The 17622-nt window shown below is 46.9% G+C and carries 12 protein-coding genes; 7 read left to right on the forward strand and 5 right to left on the reverse strand.

The window, feature by feature from the left end; all coding sequences use genetic code 11:
* Positions 1–23: 23 nt before the first annotated feature.
* From NIES593_RS03485 to NIES593_RS03495, 3 genes are all read left to right on the forward strand, one after another.
* Positions 24–1850, forward strand: a complete 1827-nt coding sequence (locus NIES593_RS03485; RefSeq protein WP_073598254.1) for an EAL domain-containing protein — start codon at positions 24–26, stop codon at positions 1848–1850.
* A 463-nt stretch (positions 1851–2313) separates the two neighbouring features.
* A complete protein-coding gene (locus tag NIES593_RS03490) occupies positions 2314–5118 on the forward strand; it encodes a hybrid sensor histidine kinase/response regulator (RefSeq protein ID WP_073598255.1) in 2805 nt (934 codons plus the stop codon).
* A complete protein-coding gene (locus NIES593_RS03495) occupies positions 5115–6140 on the forward strand; it encodes a diguanylate cyclase domain-containing protein (RefSeq protein WP_073598256.1) in 1026 nt (341 codons plus the stop codon). Before NIES593_RS03490 ends, NIES593_RS03495 begins: the two co-directional genes overlap by 4 nt.
* Before the next feature lies 1 nt (position 6141).
* On the opposite strand, the gene NIES593_RS03500 is transcribed toward NIES593_RS03495, so the two are convergent.
* From NIES593_RS03500 to NIES593_RS03520, 5 genes are all read right to left on the reverse strand, one after another.
* Positions 6142–7416, reverse strand: coding sequence for a M16 family metallopeptidase (locus tag NIES593_RS03500; protein WP_073598257.1), 1275 nt, complete (start codon positions 7414–7416; stop codon positions 6142–6144).
* Positions 7417–7489: 73 nt separating this feature from the next.
* Positions 7490–8764 (reverse strand): M16 family metallopeptidase, encoded by a 1275-nt coding sequence (locus tag NIES593_RS03505; RefSeq protein WP_073598351.1) that lies wholly within the window; start codon positions 8762–8764, stop codon positions 7490–7492.
* A 162-nt stretch (positions 8765–8926) separates the two neighbouring features.
* Entirely contained in the window at positions 8927–10153 is a 1227-nt protein-coding gene (locus NIES593_RS03510; protein WP_073598258.1) for a hypothetical protein, read from the reverse strand.
* A gap of 222 nt (positions 10154–10375) precedes the next feature.
* Positions 10376–11065, reverse strand: a complete 690-nt coding sequence (locus NIES593_RS03515; protein WP_073598259.1) for a Bax inhibitor-1/YccA family protein — start codon at positions 11063–11065, stop codon at positions 10376–10378.
* Between the two features lie 279 nt (positions 11066–11344).
* Entirely contained in the window at positions 11345–13027 is a 1683-nt protein-coding gene (locus NIES593_RS03520) for a cation:proton antiporter (RefSeq protein WP_073598260.1), read from the reverse strand.
* Positions 13028–13228: 201 nt separating this feature from the next.
* Between NIES593_RS03520 and NIES593_RS03525 the strand changes: the two genes are divergently transcribed.
* From NIES593_RS03525 to NIES593_RS03540, 4 genes are all read left to right on the forward strand, one after another.
* Positions 13229–14431 (forward strand): argininosuccinate synthase, encoded by a 1203-nt coding sequence (locus tag NIES593_RS03525; protein ID WP_073598261.1) that lies wholly within the window; start codon positions 13229–13231, stop codon positions 14429–14431.
* Between the two features lie 63 nt (positions 14432–14494).
* A complete protein-coding gene (locus tag NIES593_RS03530) occupies positions 14495–15079 on the forward strand; it encodes an endonuclease dU (protein WP_073598262.1) in 585 nt (194 codons plus the stop codon).
* A gap of 89 nt (positions 15080–15168) precedes the next feature.
* Positions 15169–15504 carry a hypothetical protein gene (locus NIES593_RS03535; protein WP_073598263.1) on the forward strand — a complete coding sequence of 112 codons (336 nt, stop codon included), beginning with the start codon at positions 15169–15171 and terminating at the stop codon, positions 15502–15504.
* Positions 15505–15560: 56 nt separating this feature from the next.
* A complete protein-coding gene (locus NIES593_RS03540) occupies positions 15561–17528 on the forward strand; it encodes a heavy metal translocating P-type ATPase (RefSeq protein WP_073598264.1) in 1968 nt (655 codons plus the stop codon).
* The last annotated feature ends 94 nt before the right edge of the window (positions 17529–17622 follow it).

Genomic DNA, 17622 nt, shown 5'->3' on the forward strand with positions numbered 1-17622 from the left:
TATTTATTAATAGAAAGGTAAACATGGTTAACTCTCAGGCAGGTTCTCATATTCTCGTGATCGAAGACGAAAAATACAGAAGAACGATTTCTCTCGAAGAGGCGACCTACTCTATGGGTCGTCATAAGAGCAATGCGATCGTGCTCAACTCTAAGCAAGCCTCTCGCAAACACGCCACTTTAATCAGAAGACTCAACACCAAAACGAATAGTTACTCCTACTGGATTTTGGACGGCGATTTAGAGGGAAATAAGAGCGTCAATGGCGTATTTGTTAATGGAGAAAAATGCCTCGTCAAAGAACTCAAAAATGGCGATTTAATTAACTTCGGTTGTAACGTTAACGCTAGCTATCACTGTACGACTAATGGGTCCGATACTTTCATCAATATAGAGCGCTTCAGAAACGGCAATGGTACTTTAAACGAACGAACCATAGGCGAGGTAACTGCCGTGAAGCCTAGAGAGATAACCTCATTCAAATCGACTTTGCGTGCAACTCTGACCCTGAGTGACGATCGCCAAGACAATTTGAGTAGCAAAGAAACCATTCAAGAACAGGCGTTTCGCGATCCTCTCACCGATTTACCCAACCGAACCCTGTTTCACGAGTATCTCTCTATCGCCCTCTCCAATGCTAAGAGAAATCAAAATCTAGTCGGCGTTGTTTTGCTCGATCTCGATAGCTTCAAACAAATTAACGATGGCTTCGGCTATCCCATCGGCGACCAGTTATTAAAATGCTGTGCCGACCGTCTCAACTCCTGTTTTCGCTCTGGCGATATCGTCGCCCGCTGGGGAGGCGATGAGTTTGCCATACTTCTGCCTCGCATCAGCCATATCGAGGATGTCAGCAAAATCGGTCAAAGAATTTTAGAGATCCTCCAACAGCCATTTGAAGTGTCCGGTCAGAAACTTCAGCTAAGAAGCCAAATGGGGGTAGCCCTCTATCCTCAAGACGGGCAAGATGTCAGCACGATTGTAGAACAAGCGACAGCCAATCTGCGCCAAAATAAAGAGCGAAAGATAGATGGTTCTGCCTCGCAGGGTTCGACGGTAGATCCCAAGGCAGCTCAGCTATTTAAGGCGAAGAATGTCCTATCTCAAGCGCTGGTACAAGAAGAGTTTTCCCTGTGCTATCAACCGCAAGTCAACATCAGCAGCGGCGAAATTCATGGCATGGAAGCTCTCCTGCGCTGGAAGCATCCTCGCTTCGGACAAGTATCGCCCAGCAAATTTATCCCTCTAGCCGAAGAAACCGATCTCATTATCCCTATTGGCAAATGGGTTCTCAAGACTGCCTGCATTCAAAATCAAGCTTGGCAGAAAATCGGCTTACCTGCTGTGCCCGTCTCAGTTAACCTCTCGCCCCGACAATTGCAACACCCAGATCTCGTCAAAATGGTGGGACAAGTTTTGGATGAAACGGGACTCGCCCCTCATTGGCTGGAGCTAGAAATTACAGAAGCTGCCCTGATGCAAGACTTAGAGTTAGCCAGGAAAGTAATGCGAGAGCTACAACAGCTAGGCGTTAGCATCTCAATGGATGATTTTGGGATCGGCTGTTCTTCTCTGGGCTACCTGAAACAACTTCCCTTCCATACCCTCAAAATTGCTCAGTCTTTTGTACGAGAACTCAAAGATGACTCCCAAGATGCGGCGCTGCTGTCGGCTTTAATTACCCTGGGGCGCAGTTTGAATTTAAGAGTAGTTGCAGAAGGCGTAGAGACCGAGCAGCAAGTCGAACTCCTGCGCAGCTTACATTGCGAGGAAATGCAGGGTTATCGGTTCAGCAAACCGCTTCAAGCCGAAGAAGCTGCTAAATTTCTAGCCCTGAGTCCCATCGTATAAAATCGTATAAAAGAATAGTAGGGGTATGCCAGGGCTATTTCATTCTAGTAGCCAGAGAATTTCTTCTCTGGCTAAGAGGCTAAAGTCCACTTAGATCTTGCACCATTCTCAACAATCGCCGGGGAATTAATTTCTCGTCTCATATACTAATATTAAATCCGGTTGAATGACCACAATAACAAGTAGTGCGATCCGTCCTCTTGGGCACTGCGCTTGACGCAAACGTCCCGCTCGCGACTCCTGTTGGTCGCACTATATACTATGACTAATTAAACGGATTTGATATAGGTCGATTAAAATCGACTCAAACACTTATGCAGTCGTCTTTAGACGACTTTAGATATGAGGCAGCGATAGAACATCGCTGACTGTGACGAAGATCTCATTCGTCCTCTTTTCAACTCTCAGTCCTTTAAACTGAAGTGTCGCACGATTGAGTTAGCCGAATAGACAAGCTAACAAAATGAACGTGCTACATCCAAAAACCACTTCTAAAAAGTTGCCACTTCGCCTAATTTTGGTGGTGCCTTTTGTCGTGCAAATCTTTGCGGCAGTGGGACTGACGGGATGGCTTTCATTTCGCAATGCTCAGAAAGCGATTAACGATCTGGCAAGCCAGTTGCAGTCGCAAGCAAGCGATCGCGTTGACCAGCACCTCGATAAATACCTGTCTACGCCCCATCAGATCAATCAAATTAACGCGAAGGCGATCGATCTAAATCTGATTGACACAAAAGACCTCCGCACGTTCGGGCGCTATTTCTGGCAGCAAATGCGAAGCTTTAAAGATTTCGGCTACATTAACTTTGGCAACCCTCAGGGAGACTTTATCGGCATTTATCGCGAACCTAAAGATGACAGCCTGCGGATGGATTTTGTCGAACCAGCCCACCTTGGCAAATATTATGGCTATGCGATTGATGAGCAAGGCAATCCTACTAAGCGAATCATTGTTGATGGCTTCGATCATCGTAGGGATAGCTGGTATACGGATGCTGTCAAAGTTGGAAAACCCATCTGGAGTGAAATCTACACCTGGGATGACGACCCATCAATTATTTCTATCTCTGCTAGCTATCCTCTTTACAACAAAGATAAAATACTGCTCGGCGTAATCGGAATCGATTTGGTGCTTTCACAAATCGGTGATTTCCTGCGCGAATTGAAAATTAGCCCATCGGCAAAAACCTTTATATTGGAGCGCAATGGACTGCTGGTAGCGGCTTCTAGCAAAGAGAAATCTTACATTATCGACGCAAATGGCGCAGCGCAACGACTCAAAGCAGTTGACAGTCAAGATGCCTCCATCAAACTAACGACACAGCATCTCATCGATCGCTTCGGCGACTTAAGTCAAATTCAGCAAAGCCAGCAACTTAATTTGAACGTCGAGGGCGAAAAGACGTTTGTGCGAGTCACGCCTTGGCAAGATGAATATGGATTGGATTGGCTGATTGTGGTGACATTGCCCGAATCTGACTTCATGGAACAGATTAACGCCAATACCCGCACCACTATTTTGCTGTGTTTGGCATCGCTGGCAATAGCAACCGCACTGGGAGTTTACACTTCTCGTTGGATTGCTAAACCCATCCTAAAGCTCGTTCGGGCAAGCAAAGCAATTGCTTCTGGCAACCTCGATCGCACTGTGGAAGTTGAAGGCATTGAAGAACTCAGCTTGCTCGCCCAATCCTTTAACCGCATGGCAGTGCAATTAAAAGAGTCTTTTGAGACTCTAGAGCAAAGGGTTAAGGAGCGCACCGCTCAATTAGCCCAAGCCAAAGAGCGAGCTGAGGTAGCCAACCGAGCCAAAAGCGAATTCCTTTCCAACATGAGCCACGAACTGCGCACGCCTCTCAATGGCATTTTAGGCTATGCTCAGATTCTGAAAGGCGATCGCAACTTAAATACCCGACAAATTGATGGTTTAAATATTATCGAACAAAGTGGAACCCATCTGTTGACCCTCATCAACGACATTTTAGACCTGGCTAAAATTGAAGCTTGCAAAATGGAACTCTACCCAACCGACTTTCACTTCCAGACCTTTTTGGAAGGAATGGTTGGCATTATTCGCATGCGCGCTCTAGAAAAAGATATTTCGTTCGACTATCAAAGCGAAGGGAACTTACCCATCGGAGTTCGAGCCGATGAGAAACGCTTGCGTCAAGTTCTGCTCAACCTTTTGGGCAATGCGGTCAAGTTTACGGAAAAAGGCTCTGTGACGCTGCGCGTGTCATCAGTCATTAGTAAAAACCAAGGCGAAGCCGACGCAGCCCCTGGAACCTGCGTCCAGGGGAACGTCGGACAAACGATCGATGACGAAGAACAAATAACCATTCGCTTTGAAGTCATCGATACGGGCGTGGGGATCGCTCCCGAACAGATTGGGAAAATTTTCCAACCCTTCGAGCAAGTAGGCGATCGCCAGCATCGTTTGGAGGGAACGGGTTTGGGCTTGGTCATCGCTCGACAGCTCGTCGAATTGATGGGAGGCGAGTTAAACGTTCGCAGCGAATTGGGAGTAGGTTCTACTTTTTGGTTTGAGGTTTTCTTGCCCGTCGTAGAGATCCTTCAAAAAGGAGAACAAAACTGCCTCTGTCAGGTCATCGGATACCAAGGGCGACGACGCAAGATTCTTGTGGCAGATGACAAACGAGAAAATCGGTTAGTGTTGCTCAGCATGCTCGAACCTTTGGGCTTCGAGATAGTCATGGCCCAAAACGGTCAGCAGGAAGTGGAAATCGCCCGACGAGTTCGTCCCGATCTCATCTTGACCGATTTAGTGATGCCAGTTAAAACAGGCTTTGAAGCCGTGCAGGAAATCCGACAGATTCCAGAGATTGAGGACGTGCCAATTATTGCTATCTCGGCTAGCGCGTTCGATATCCAGCAGAAGGAGTCTCAGACCGCAGGATGTCAAGCTTTCTTACCCAAACCTATCGATCGGCAAAAGTTACTTTCTTTATTAGAGCAGTATTTGCAACTGGAGTGGATTTATGAAGAAATCCTCCAACCACCAATAGTGGAACCAGCAAACGCGATCGAATCGCTAATCGTTCCTCCCGAAGAAGAACTGGAAGTATTATATGAATTAGCCAGACTGGGTAGTATGCGCAAGATTCGAGATCGCTGTGCCTATTTAGAGGAAATCGATGAAAAATACCTTCCCTTTGCTAATAAAATTAAGGATCTCGCTCAAGGGTTTCAAGAAAAAGCGATCGTTACCTTGATAGAAAAATACCTTAATTTCGAAGGAGCCAAATGAGCGAAACTGATGTCGATCTAGTCAACCTCGATCCGAGAAACTTTACTATCTTAATTGTTGACGATAATTCCACTAATTTAAGCGTGGCGGTCGATTATTTGGAAGAAAGCGGCTTTACGGTTCTGGTCGCTCAAGATGGCGAAAGTGCTTTAAAGCGGGCAAAGTACGCTCGCCCACATCTGATCTTGCTCGACGTACTCATGCCAGGAATTGATGGCTTTGAAACTTGTTGTCGATTGAAAAGCGATCGCGATACTAAAGATATTCCCGTAATTTTTCTAACTGCTTTATCAGATACAGAGGATAAAGTCAAAGGATTTAAGTTTGGGGCAGTCGATTACGTTACCAAACCCATACAAAAAGAAGAACTCTTAGCCCGCCTTACGACTCATTTGCGAATTCAGGCGCTCGCGCAACAACTGCAACAGCAAAACCAGCAATTGCAACAACAAGCCCTCGAACTCAAAGCGGCTAAGGAAGCTGCCGAAGCTGCCAACAGAGAACTAGAACGCCTTGCCAATGTAGATAGCTTAACTCAGATTGCCAATCGTCGCCGCTTTGACGAACATCTCAACCAAGAATGGCGACGGCTGACGCGAGAGCAAGCGCCCCTATCTTTAATTCTCTGCGACATCGATTATTTTAAAGGCTATAACGACTACTATGGACATCAGGCAGGAGATGAGTGCTTGAGGCAAGTTGCCCAAACGATCGCTGAAATTCTCGAACGTCCCGGCGATTTAGTCGCTCGTTATGGCGGCGAAGAAATTGCCGCGATCTTGCCCAATACAACGGCTGAGGGTGCAATCCAAATTGCCGAACTCATCCACTTGGGCATCAGACGACTTAAAATTCCCCACGTTCGCTCGACGGTCAGTTCCTATGTGACTTTGAGCTTGGGAATCAGTAGCCAGGTTCCTAACCGCCAACTCAGCCCCGAATCTCTAATTGCTGCGGCAGATAAAGCGCTCTATGCTGCAAAAGAGCGAGGGCGCAATCGGTATTATTTGTACGGAACTTAAGTTAGAAGTTGACTGACGCAGCAGGTCCTACCAGAGAGATGTAGGGTTCTAGAAAATAATTCCCAGCTACTTTTTGTGCCATCTCGGCAGTCACTCGTGCCACGGCTTCTTGAAACTGGGTATCAAATTCGAGTCCGAGTCCCAGCGTCTCGTACCAGCCAAATAACTGCGCCATTTCTGCATTGGTTTGTTTTCCGAGGGCATACTGACCCAAGAGCTTATTTTTAGCGGCTTGTAGTTCTTCTGATGTCAATTCTGTATGGCAGAGGCGTTCGGCTTCTGTCCGCAGTCCCTCTACGGCGATCGCGGTATTATTGGGGGAAGTTCCCATATAGAGGACAAACTGCGATCGCTCTAAACGAGTTGGATAAAATGCCGACACGTCGTAGGCTAAGCCGCGCTTTTCCCTCAATTCTACAAAGAGGCGACTGGAAAGACCATTGCCTAAATAGGTACTCAGCAATTTCAGCACCGGATAATCGGGATTTTTAACTGCCGCTCCCAAATACCCCAACATGACGATCGCTTGTTGGGTTTCTTGCGGCGTAATTGCTAGACGGGGTTGAGGCACCAGTTCGGGAATTGGAGACTCCTCTATCGACTTACTGGGAATTTCCCAATCCCCAAAGACTTGCTCGATTAGTTCGATTCCTTCTTCTAGCGTCAGGCGACCCGACAAACTGACAATTAAATTATCGGGACGAAAATAGGTTTGGTGACATCGTTCTAAATCGCGTCGGGTTAACCGGGAAACGGTTTCTTCTGTGCCTAAGATGGAGAGTCCATAGGGATGATTGGGGTACATAGCTTCTCTCAATTGATTGAAAGCAACATTAAAGGGTTGCTCCAACTGAGAACGGATATTTTGGCAAGTAATCTGTTTTTCTCGCTCGACCTCTAATTCGGGAAAAGTGGGCGATCGCAAAATGTCCCCAGCTAGCTTCAGCATTTGCGGAAAATCGCGAGAAACTGTCTTGAGACTCAGCACGAAGTAATCGGCTGCTGCATCGGCACTGAGACTTGCCCCAATCGATTCTACTCGTTCGGCAATCTCGACAGCCGATAATTTTTCCGTGCCTTTGGTTATAACTGTTGCCAACAGATGAAATAGTCCGGCTACCGACCGCGACTCCCATCTCGATCCCGCACCTTTTAAAAAAATTCGACCGGCGATCAAATCGGCAGCTTGATTTTCGATCGAGATTAAAGTAATGCCATTATCGAGAACGACCTTCCGAACTGTTTGATTGTTGCCCGTGGATCTTACCGTTTGCATTGGTTGTTTCTTGTCTGTTAGGAGTTAGGAGTTTGTAGTTAGTTGAATTTTTTCTCACTACTACTAACACTAACTAACAAGGTTGCATTATGGTAATGGCATAGCATTCTGGCGAGAGATATCGATCGGCAAGACACTGGAGTTCTAAAGGTTGGAATTGCCCGATCGCCATTGGATAGATCGCTGACATTTGGGCAGTTGCGATGGTCTGGTAATAGCCATATAAACCTGCCAACTGACCCGGAGTTTCTGTCGAAAAGATATAGTCATTGATCAGCAAGCGTTTAGCGCGTTCTAATTCTGCTTCTGATATGGGAGTCGCTTGCAACTGCGCCAAGCGATCGCGAATAATTTGCTCGACGCTTTCTAGATGTTCTTCTTTCAGCCAAGCTGCGATCGTAAATAAACTCGAATCTCGCTGGAGAGAAAAAGTACTTTCAATATGAAAGACTAATTGCTTTTCTTGTTGCAATTCTCGTACCAAACGCGAAGAACGGCTGCCAGCCAAGATGACGGATAGTAAATCCAATCCAAAGGCATCTTGGATCTGTTCTACGCCCGGTCCCATCCAACCCATAACTAGGCGGGCTTGTTCTAGCCTGGGTAGATACATCTGAGTGCGACGAATACTTATTAACGGCGGTTCCGCTTCTACGATGCTGGGCGGGCATTCGGAGGGCGCTCTAAACTTGGCGAAGGAGTCCTCGATCAAAGATAGAGCGCGATCTTCTTCAATTCCTCCGACAATCGATACCGTCATATTCTCCGGTTGGTAGTAAGTGCGATGAAAGCACCGCATTTGATTGGGGGTGTGTTTCATCAGCTGCGCTTCGTCGCCTAAGATCGGTCTTCCATAGGGATGGCACTGATACATACTCCCGCACAATGCCTGAAATCCCAACCAATCAGGATCGTCATAGGAAGCGCGAATTTCTTCTAAAACAACTTCTCTCTCTAGATAAAATTCTTCGTCTGGAATTTCGGCGTGCAAGAGGATCTCTGCGAGGTGAGGTAGAGTATCGGCTAGGTATGGGGCTGCCGCCGTCAGGAAAAAGTGAGCGTAATCGTGGCTGGTAGCCGCGTTAGTCATGCCGCCGCTATGTTCGACAAGGCGATCGAACATTCCCGGCGGCAGGTATTTGGTGCCTTTAAAGATCATGTGTTCGAGAAAATGTGCCATTCCGGACCACTCATGGGGTTCGGCGCTGGCTCCGGCACGCACCCATATGTCTGCCACCACTACGGAAGTCGCTGGCAGATATTGATGGATTACCGTTAACCCATGACTTAACTGAGTGACTTTGGCGGGAAATCGATCGGTTTCGAGGCGCTCTAATAGGTGTTGCAATCTTACCAATCGCAAAAAATAATCGGATTTATCCAATTATATTAGCGCTTTATGTCGAACCGTTAAAAAATTTATATGCGAAAATCTTGACATTTCTAAGTTTTGTCATCGGTCGTTTGTCATTGGTCGCTTGTGAAAAATCAAGTTGTTTGAGTGCGATCGCTACCTGGAATTGGGCAGCAGTTCCAGCTTAAAGGTTTCGTCGTCAGAAGTAAGCGATACGCCTTGATAGCGCGCTCGCAGCACTAATCCCCGACCTAGGGTGGTTGAGACGGAAGTCACCCAACCCGTTCCCTGAGAACCCATGCCATAACTCACATCAAATTCCCAGCGAGATGGATCGTCTTTCGAGCCATTCCCCGACTGATAGCGCCAGCCAACCGTAGTGAGGCGATCGTCTCGCTCTTCGGAATCGCGAGTTTCGTAACCGACTTTCAGCAAATGTGCCGAACCGGAATTGTCGTTCTTGAACAGACTATAGCCTACTTGTGAATTCATTCCCAGTGCATGGGGATCTCCATTGGTTTGATAGCTGAGCTGGAGATCGCCCAAATTAGAGTTAACGCCCCAACGCCATCTATTCTCGCTATCGAGATTCGCTCTGGCAGAGAAAGCAAAATCATCGCTTTTTTGGGAGAATTGGATTCCACCAGCGAGAGTCTCGCTCTGGTTATGACGACTTCCTGTGAAAGTTAAGCCAGGAACGGGCTGCCAATTAACCCCAAATTGGGAAGAAAGATAGTTGCCGTCAAAATTAATTCCCAATTGGGACAATGGCTGAAAGTTTAGATTAATTCTCCAGTCATTAACTTCATTGGCGCTTGTCGCCGATGACATCTGGGGTAGAAAAAGATCGGATTCCTGACGGGAAATTTTTTCTAATTGAGCTGGAACTGGTTTGTCGTCAACGACGTTGACTCCCATGGTGAGTTCTTCAAAAGCATTCCAGCGATAATTCCTACTTCTTCGCAATTCGCTTGGCGAAGCGAGAAAAACGTTTTCCTCGATTTTGGCTTCGTTGGTAGAAGGAAAGCTTAATTTAATGGGGGCAGCATTGTGGGGATTGGTGTCTGCCTGGAACGCTTCGTTTTTGCTAGCAGACAAGGTAGGCCACTCGAAAAACGACTCGGTTTCTGGGGCATAAGGTGTCAGTTTCCAAATGAGGAGCGGGGGGAGTTCGACATCTCGATCGCGCTCGGCACCTACGAGTAAATCGATCGTCGTTCTTAAGTCATCCCACGACGGAAATTGTAATGATTCGGTAAGTTCGCTAACAATTTCTCCTATTTGCGGCTGGGGTTGTTCTCCTGACGGTTCTGCCAAGACGGGACTGGTCGCAAGCAGACAGCAGAAGAAGCCAAGCCAGCTAGATAATTGTTTTGTCATCATGTCGGCGAGTTGACTAACAATTGTCTACAACTATAGTTACAGAGTTCCCCAAAAGAACTGCTTTGGTAACATCGATCTGGCTAATTATTACTACTCAACCCAACCCGGACTTTCCGAAAAAAAATACAAATTTTAATTGTATATAGGGACGCAAATCTTAAAAGCGATCGCGTCCCCAATAGTAATGATTTCGCTCAGGCAGTTGGCATAAACATTATTCGCCTAACGACGGGAAGAAAGTGCCATCACGATCCGCAGCACGTACCAGAATAACAGCGCCACCGAGGCAAACAATTCCAGCGAAGCAGCTACATACTGATGGGGCGCGTAATGATGCATGATTTTTGAGGTGTCATAGAGAATTGCCGCCGATGCAAAGACGACCATGACGACTGAGAAGACAAGACCCAGGGTAAACCCAAAAATAATACTGCAAACGATTAAACCCAAGGCAACAAAGCCACCAATTGTCAATATCCCGCCCAGAAAAGTAAAATCTGTACGGGTCGTAAAAGCTACGGTTGTCAACCCGGCAAACAGCAACAGAGTCAGAATTCCTGCCGTGGGGATGACGCTAGCATCTGAGAAAGTGGCGGCAATATAGAGTAGCGGTGCAAAAAGCAGCGCTTCGCCAAGGACATAAATTCCCAGTCCAATATACTGAGTCTGCACGGAATCCGCTTGGGCACTCAGCGATCGCGCCAACCAACCGAGGATCGCAAAGCCTCCCAAAATCGCTAGCCAGGTAAACCGACTGGCGAGAACAAAACTGGTAAAAGCGGCGGCAATCCCAGTCTGGAAGAAGAGAAATTCTAAGGCAATAAAGGCACCGACTGCGCCGGCGAGATGCGTATACGTTTGCTGGATAAATTTAGCGCGTTCGTTAGGCTGCGCTTGTGCGACAACAATCATTTTTTGGCAGTGATAAGGCTAAACGAATTTATTTCGAGCTTAACAGAGCTTTTTAGAAATGACTGTAACGGCGATCGCTGACAGGTTGTCCCAAAAGTATAAAATGTGCAAGGTACTCCGCCAAGTGAGCGGCGGAGCCTGAAAAGCACTTCGTCATGTTGAGCGTAGCGAGAGCGAAGCTTCTTCGATCGTCGAGGGGAAAGGTAAAACTTCAGCAGCAACTACATCCCTGTCACCAGAGTAGTTGCATTTTTGATACTTGTGAGTACGTTGAGCTAATTAATTGTGAATTGTGAATTGCGAACGGGAGCGAATTGCGAATTGTGCTATGCTATCTGCTGCTTCTTTGGCGGCATCCCGAAAGGGCAGCAATACCAGATCTGCCCCGGCACCTTTGAGAATCTCCATTTCCCGATGGCTATGGCTGGTCAAGGCAATGCGACCTTGAAAATGGCGGTGTTTTAGCGCGTGCAATAAAGTTAAACCGATCCGTTCGCCGGGAAGGGTACTAACTACCCACTTGGCATGACTCAGAGGCAGCGAGGCAATGAATTCTGGGTCTTCTGCATCGCCATAGAAAGCTAACATTCCCTCCCTGCGCCAGAATTTTACTAACTCCGGATCGAAATCCACCCCTAAGACTGAGAAACCATATTGATGTAAATAGCGGATCGTGCTACCTCCGTATCGTCCTAACCCAAATAAGATTACGTCAACGCGATCGATTTGGGCTTCTGTGAGATCGCCGAGTCGTTTCTTTGGATGGGGAATAATGCGATCGTACCAAGAGAGCCAGGGAGAAAGCCATTCATAAAGATTGTGAGAATAAATAATTGCGTAGGTGGACAAGCCCATGGTAATCAGTCCCACTAGGGCAATCAGCCCGACGATTTCTTCAGAAATTTGACCTAAACTGACGCCGAGAGTTGCCAGAATGAAGGAAAATTCGCTAATCTGACCCAGGGAAAAGCTAGTCAGGGTGCTGGTGTACTTTCGATACCCCATCATTCCCACCAAGATCGTTACCATCAACGGTTTGCCCATCAGTACGAATAAGGAGAAAATAAGCGCTGGGACGAATTGAGATCCAAAATGGGAAATATCGAGATTGACTCCTAAATTGATGAAGAAAAATAGTAATAAGAAATCTCGTAGGCTGACTAATCGAGCGCTCAAGATAGCGCGATAATGGGTAGAAGCGATAGTAACTCCCGCGATAAACGCTCCCATTTCTTTGCTCAATCCCAATACGTCTGCAACCGTTGCGAAAGCAATCGCCCAGGAAATGGCAAAAATCAGTAATAATTCAGTGGAACGCGCCAAGGCGTGCAGGAGATTGGGTAAACAATAGCGAGCGATCGTGGCAGCCGCAGCTAATAAAACACTTCCTTTGGCTAGTACCATTAAAGTTGCTCGTCCGAAATCGGCTGGTTGCGAATTGCCATTAAATGCTGTCAAGGCGATCGCAACCAGCACGACAACGAGATCTTGGACAATGAGAATTCCCAAGGCAATGCGACCATGCAGGGCATCGATTTCTCGTTTGTCGGATAGCAATTTAACGACGATGATAGTACTGGAGAAGGTAAGCGCGATCGCTACGTAAAAAGCAGCTACAGTCGTCAGTCCTAATGCGATCGCGATTAGACCTCCCAAACATCCAGTCAAGAGAATTTGAGCGAGTCCTGCAATAATGGCTACAGAACCAACGGCGGAGATTTCTTGAGGATCGAGTCTGAGTCCAACCACAAACAGCAGCAGTGCCACTCCTAACTCGGCAAACAGTTCTACTTGTTCGCTAGAATGCACTAGATCTAGCCCTGCGGGTCCGACGAGAATTCCCACTGCAATAAATGCCATAATTAAGGGCTGCCGCAACCAAAGGGCTAAAGTCCCTACTGCTGTCGCGATCGCTAAAATGACGGCAATTTCATAAAAAACATTGTTAAAAGAGATCGTCATATCAATTTTTTATTGTTATTTATGATATAATGTTAAATCTTGGATATTTAAGCTTCTGTATATTTTTATTGCTGCTGCAAGCTTTAAATAATTGTTAACGACGAGTGAAGAACTCAAGAAAAATAACTACTAACTATTAACGATTAACCCCAACTAATAAGCTACAATAGCCGATTAGTCATTTTTGGGGCCAAAAATTCTATGGGTCGCGCCAATAAAGTTGTGTTAGCCTACTCTGGCGGTGTAGATACTTCCGTCTGTATTCCCTATCTTAGAGAAGAATGGGGCGTAAACGAGGTGATTACCCTGGCAGCCGATTTAGGACAGGGGGATGAACTCGGTCCCATTCAGGAAAAAGCTGTCAAATGCGGGGCCGCCGAATCCTTAGTTGCAGACGCTAAAGAAACGTTTATCAAAGATTATGCTTTTCCGGCTATTCAAGCCAATGCATTGTATGAAAATCGCTATCCCCTATCTACTGCATTGGCTCGTCCCTTGATTGCTAAACTCTTGGTAGAAGCTGCCGAAAAATATGGTGCGGATGCGGTTGCCCACGGGTGTACTGGCAAGGGAAACGATCAGGTACGCTTCGATGTTAGCATTATGGCGCTCAACCCCAAATTGAAAGTCCTCGCACCCGCGCGGGAATGGGGCATGAGTCGGGAAGAAACCATTGCCTATGGAGAACGTTTCGGCATCCAATTTCCTGTAAAAAAATCTTCTCCTTACAGTATCGATCGCAATTTACTCGGTCGCAGTATCGAAGCGGGTCCGTTGGAAGATCCGATGACAGAACCGCCAGAGGAAATTTATGCGATGACTAAAGCGATCGCGGATACTCCTAATGAACCAGAATATCTTGAAATTGGGTTTGAAAAAGGAATTCCCATCAGCTTAAACGGAAAACCTCTCGATCCCGTCAGCTTGATCTCTCAATTAAACGAAATTGCAGGCAATCATGGCGTAGGACGCATCGACATGCTTGAAAATCGCGTCGTCGGGATCAAATCGCGGGAAATTTACGAAGTGCCTGCCTTGCTAGTTCTCATCGACGCGCATCGCGACTTAGAAAGCCTTACCCTAACTGGGGACGTAACGCAGTACAAACGCACCATCGAAGAAACCTACAGTCACTTAATTTATAAAGGACTTTGGTACAGTCCCTTAAAAGAAGCCCTCGATGCCTTCATCCAAAAAACTCAGGAACGAGTTTCTGGAATGGTACGCGTTAAATTCTTTAAAGGCAATGCAACCATAGTCGGTCGCAGATCGGAAAATTCTCTCTATGCAACCGATTTGGCCACCTATGGCGAAGATGATGGCTTCGATCACAAGGCTGCCGAAGGCTTCATCTATATTTGGGGATTGCCTACCAAAGTTTGGTCGGAAAAAATGAGAAGCTAGTAATAATAGTTATCAGTTAGCTGTAGGGGCAAGGCATGCTTGCCCTTACTATTGGCTGAGATGATGGAACTTGAGGATCTATTAAAACGCGATCGCATCATACGAGTGATTGGCTTTGATGATGCCCCTTTTATCCGTCATGCAGGCAATCCCGTAGGCGTGGCAGGCGTCGTATGTGCGGGGACTCGTTTTGAAGGCATGGTATGGGGAAAAGTAGCACCGGATGGATGGGACGCAACGGAGATTCTCTGCCAATTATTAATTGGGGGTAAGTTTCTGCCTCAGCTTCATCTTGTTTTATTAGACGGGATTTGTTTGGGAGGATTTAACGTTATCGATTTGCCTTTATTAGCACAAAGGTTAGAACGTCCCTGCGTTGCCGTGATGCGAAAATTGCCTAATTTTATCAAGATCGAAGCCGCACTTAAGCGATTGCCGCACCCAGACAAGCGATTGGAAATTATACGTCGCGCGGGGACGATTTATGAGTATCCACCCTTCTATTTTCAAGTATGCGACGCTAATCCAGAAACAATCGCTCAAATATTGACGAAACTGAGCGATCGCGGGAACGTACCGGAGGCTTTACGAATAGCCCATTTAATCGGTGCGGCAATCGTTAAAGGCGAAAGCGGAAGTCAAGCTTAAAGAATTTCCTCACAGTTTCCTTATACTGTTTTCTTATTCTAAAAATAGAGCTAAATAGGTCTTGGCGATCGCGTTGAGGAGGAAATCCGATGAAAACCGGAACATTATTGAATCCCACCGCAGAAGTTCCCAGTCGCTTGCGCGAAGAAATTCAAAAACACTTTCCCGGACGGGAAATAAGCGATCTGTCTATTCGCTATTACGAAAGCGTCGAGGATGTCGGTTACGAGTATTTCACGCAGAAGGTTTTAAGTGCCTGTCAGGATCTCGAAGCTGTGAGATATCTGGAACCGTTTATTTCTTTTGTCTGTTTGGGAGAAGCCCTAATTTTATCTGAGGAAGGAATTGTGGTCTACGACACGGATGAGAACGATAGATGCACTGAAACCGGACCTTTCTGGTTGGTAACGGCTAAAAAAGCTTGACCTTAACACTAATGTTAAGGTTTAGGGTAAAAGAGTCGTCAAAAATAACTTGATTGATGGCTCAGCGATCGCTTCTCAATTCTAAACCTTCCTTTTTCCCGATCGAAATCAAAAATTTTGCTGCTCGACTCCTCAAAGACCATCCAGACGCAGTAGCAGCAGGAATTTGTGCCCTGCTTGTCTTGCTCGGTTGGTTTGCCCTGCATTTTAACTGGGTTGGACTAGCAATCCTCGTTCTCAGTGCAGCTTACATCATCGGCGGTTATGAGAGTGCCAAAGAAGGCTTAACGACATTATTTGAGGAGAAAGAACTCGATGTTGACTTGCTGATGATCGTAGCGGCGTTGGGGGCTGCTGGTTTGGGATTCTGGCGAGGGGAATACTACCTCATGATTGATGGTGCGATACTCATCCTCATCTTTGCGATTAGCGGCGCGCTGGAAAGCTATGCCATGAAGCATACTCAGCGTAATATCCGCAGTTTGATGGCAATGACGCCGGATACCGCGAGAGTCGTGCGACGGGGAAAAGAGGAGATAATTCCCGTCGAACAATTACAGGTAGGCGATCGCGTTATCGTCAAACCGGGCGAACTCATCCCAACCGATGCCATTATCGTCGAAGGTTGTAGCGCCCTCAATCAATCTTCCATTACGGGAGAGTCGATGCCCGTCGAAAAAATGCCGCCCGATGAGGTGTTTGCAGGCACGATTAACGGTAATGGGGCGTTGCAGTTAGAAGTTCATCAACCGCCTGAAAGTAGTCTAATTCAGCGAGTCATCCGCCTAGTTCGGCAAGCGCAAACCGAAGCGCCTCCTTCTCAGCTATTCATCGAGCGCTTCGGGAGGGGTTATGCCAAGATAATTGTTATTGTCGGTATTTTACTAGCGATCGCGCCGCCTTTTCTGTGGAGATGGAATTGGGAAAGCACGATCTATCGAGCCTTGATTTTTCTGGTCGTCGCCTCTCCCTGCGCTTTGATGGCATCGATTATGCCGACTTTGCTGTCGGGGATTGCCAACGGGGCAAGGCAGGGAATTTTGTTTAAGACGGGGGCACAGTTAGAGTTGATGGGCAAAGTAAAGGCAATTGCCTTTGACAAAACTGGCACGCTAACGACGGGTAAACTCCAAGTCGCTCAAATCATTCCCGCACCCGGACAAAGCGAAAATCGAGTCTTGGCGATCGCGGCTACTCTAGAATCTTTCTCAGAACATCCTATCGGAGAAGCGATCGTGCAAGCTGCTCAACAGCAACGCCTACAATTGCGCACTGCCCAGGACGTTCGCGCAACAGCGGGACAAGGCATTACTGGAGACATCGCCGGAAAACTCGCGATCGCGGGGAAAGTTACTTTTATTGAAGAAATTTTATCTCAATCGGTTGGCGACGCCAATCTACGCCAACGCATCCAGCAACTAGAAGCAGAAGGCAATACCGTTATTTGGGTAGCTTATGCAGAAGAGATGTTAGGCGCGATCGCGGTTGCCGACGCGTTAAGACCTACCGCCGCAACTACTCTCAAACGTCTCAAACAACTCGGCATCGAACAAATTGTCATGCTAACTGGAGATAACCAACGTAGCGCCGATCGAGTCGCCCAGCAGTTAGGCGTTGACCGAGTGTATGCCGAACTGTTGCCAGAAGATAAAGTGCGTGTCATTGAGCACCTCCAGAAAGAGTATCAAACAGTAGCAATGGTAGGAGATGGCATTAACGACGCACCCGCTCTTGCAATGGCATCGGTAGGCATTGCCATGGGTGGGGCAGGAACCGACGTTGCCCTGGAAACGGCGGATATCGTTTTAATGGCAGATCGTCTAGAAAAACTAGAAGTAGCAATTCGCCTGGGACGACGTTCTCAAAGGATTGTCAAGCAAAATATTACCTTTGCTTTGAGTTTTATTGTCGTGCTGCTGATTGCCAACTTTATGGTCAATATGACGATGCCTTTAGGAGTCATCGGACACGAAGGGTCTACAGTTCTCGTTACCCTTAGTGGATTGCGACTGTTGCGAGGATAGTGTTTCAGTCATTCTATGGCTGAGATTTTTCAAATTTTCACAACATTGCCACAGCATAGTCATAGTTTTGACATATGCTTTTCCTACACTTTGG

The sequence above is a fragment of the Hydrococcus rivularis NIES-593 genome, from assembly GCF_001904635.1.
GTDB classification, from domain to species: domain Bacteria; phylum Cyanobacteriota; class Cyanobacteriia; order Cyanobacteriales; family Microcystaceae; genus Hydrococcus; species Hydrococcus rivularis.

What these genes read in the sequence shown, in the direction of transcription:
- NIES593_RS03485 (WP_073598254.1), top strand. Translation starts at nt 24, where the DNA reads ATGGTTAACTCTCAGGCAGGTTCTCATATTCTCGTGATCGAAGACGAA.
- NIES593_RS03490 (WP_073598255.1), top strand. Translation starts at nt 2,314, where the DNA reads ATGAACGTGCTACATCCAAAAACCACTTCTAAAAAGTTGCCACTTCGC.
- NIES593_RS03495 (WP_073598256.1), top strand. Translation starts at nt 5,115, where the DNA reads ATGAGCGAAACTGATGTCGATCTAGTCAACCTCGATCCGAGAAACTTT.
- NIES593_RS03500 (WP_073598257.1), bottom strand. Translation starts at nt 7,416, where the DNA reads ATGCAAACGGTAAGATCCACGGGCAACAATCAAACAGTTCGGAAGGTC.
- NIES593_RS03510 (WP_073598258.1), bottom strand. Translation starts at nt 10,153, where the DNA reads ATGATGACAAAACAATTATCTAGCTGGCTTGGCTTCTTCTGCTGTCTG.
- NIES593_RS03515 (WP_073598259.1), bottom strand. Translation starts at nt 11,065, where the DNA reads ATGATTGTTGTCGCACAAGCGCAGCCTAACGAACGCGCTAAATTTATC.
- NIES593_RS03520 (WP_073598260.1), bottom strand. Translation starts at nt 13,027, where the DNA reads ATGACGATCTCTTTTAACAATGTTTTTTATGAAATTGCCGTCATTTTA.
- NIES593_RS03525 (WP_073598261.1), top strand. Translation starts at nt 13,229, where the DNA reads ATGGGTCGCGCCAATAAAGTTGTGTTAGCCTACTCTGGCGGTGTAGAT.
- NIES593_RS03530 (WP_073598262.1), top strand. Translation starts at nt 14,495, where the DNA reads ATGGAACTTGAGGATCTATTAAAACGCGATCGCATCATACGAGTGATT.
- NIES593_RS03535 (WP_073598263.1), top strand. Translation starts at nt 15,169, where the DNA reads ATGAAAACCGGAACATTATTGAATCCCACCGCAGAAGTTCCCAGTCGC.
- NIES593_RS03540 (WP_073598264.1), top strand. Translation starts at nt 15,561, where the DNA reads ATGGCTCAGCGATCGCTTCTCAATTCTAAACCTTCCTTTTTCCCGATC.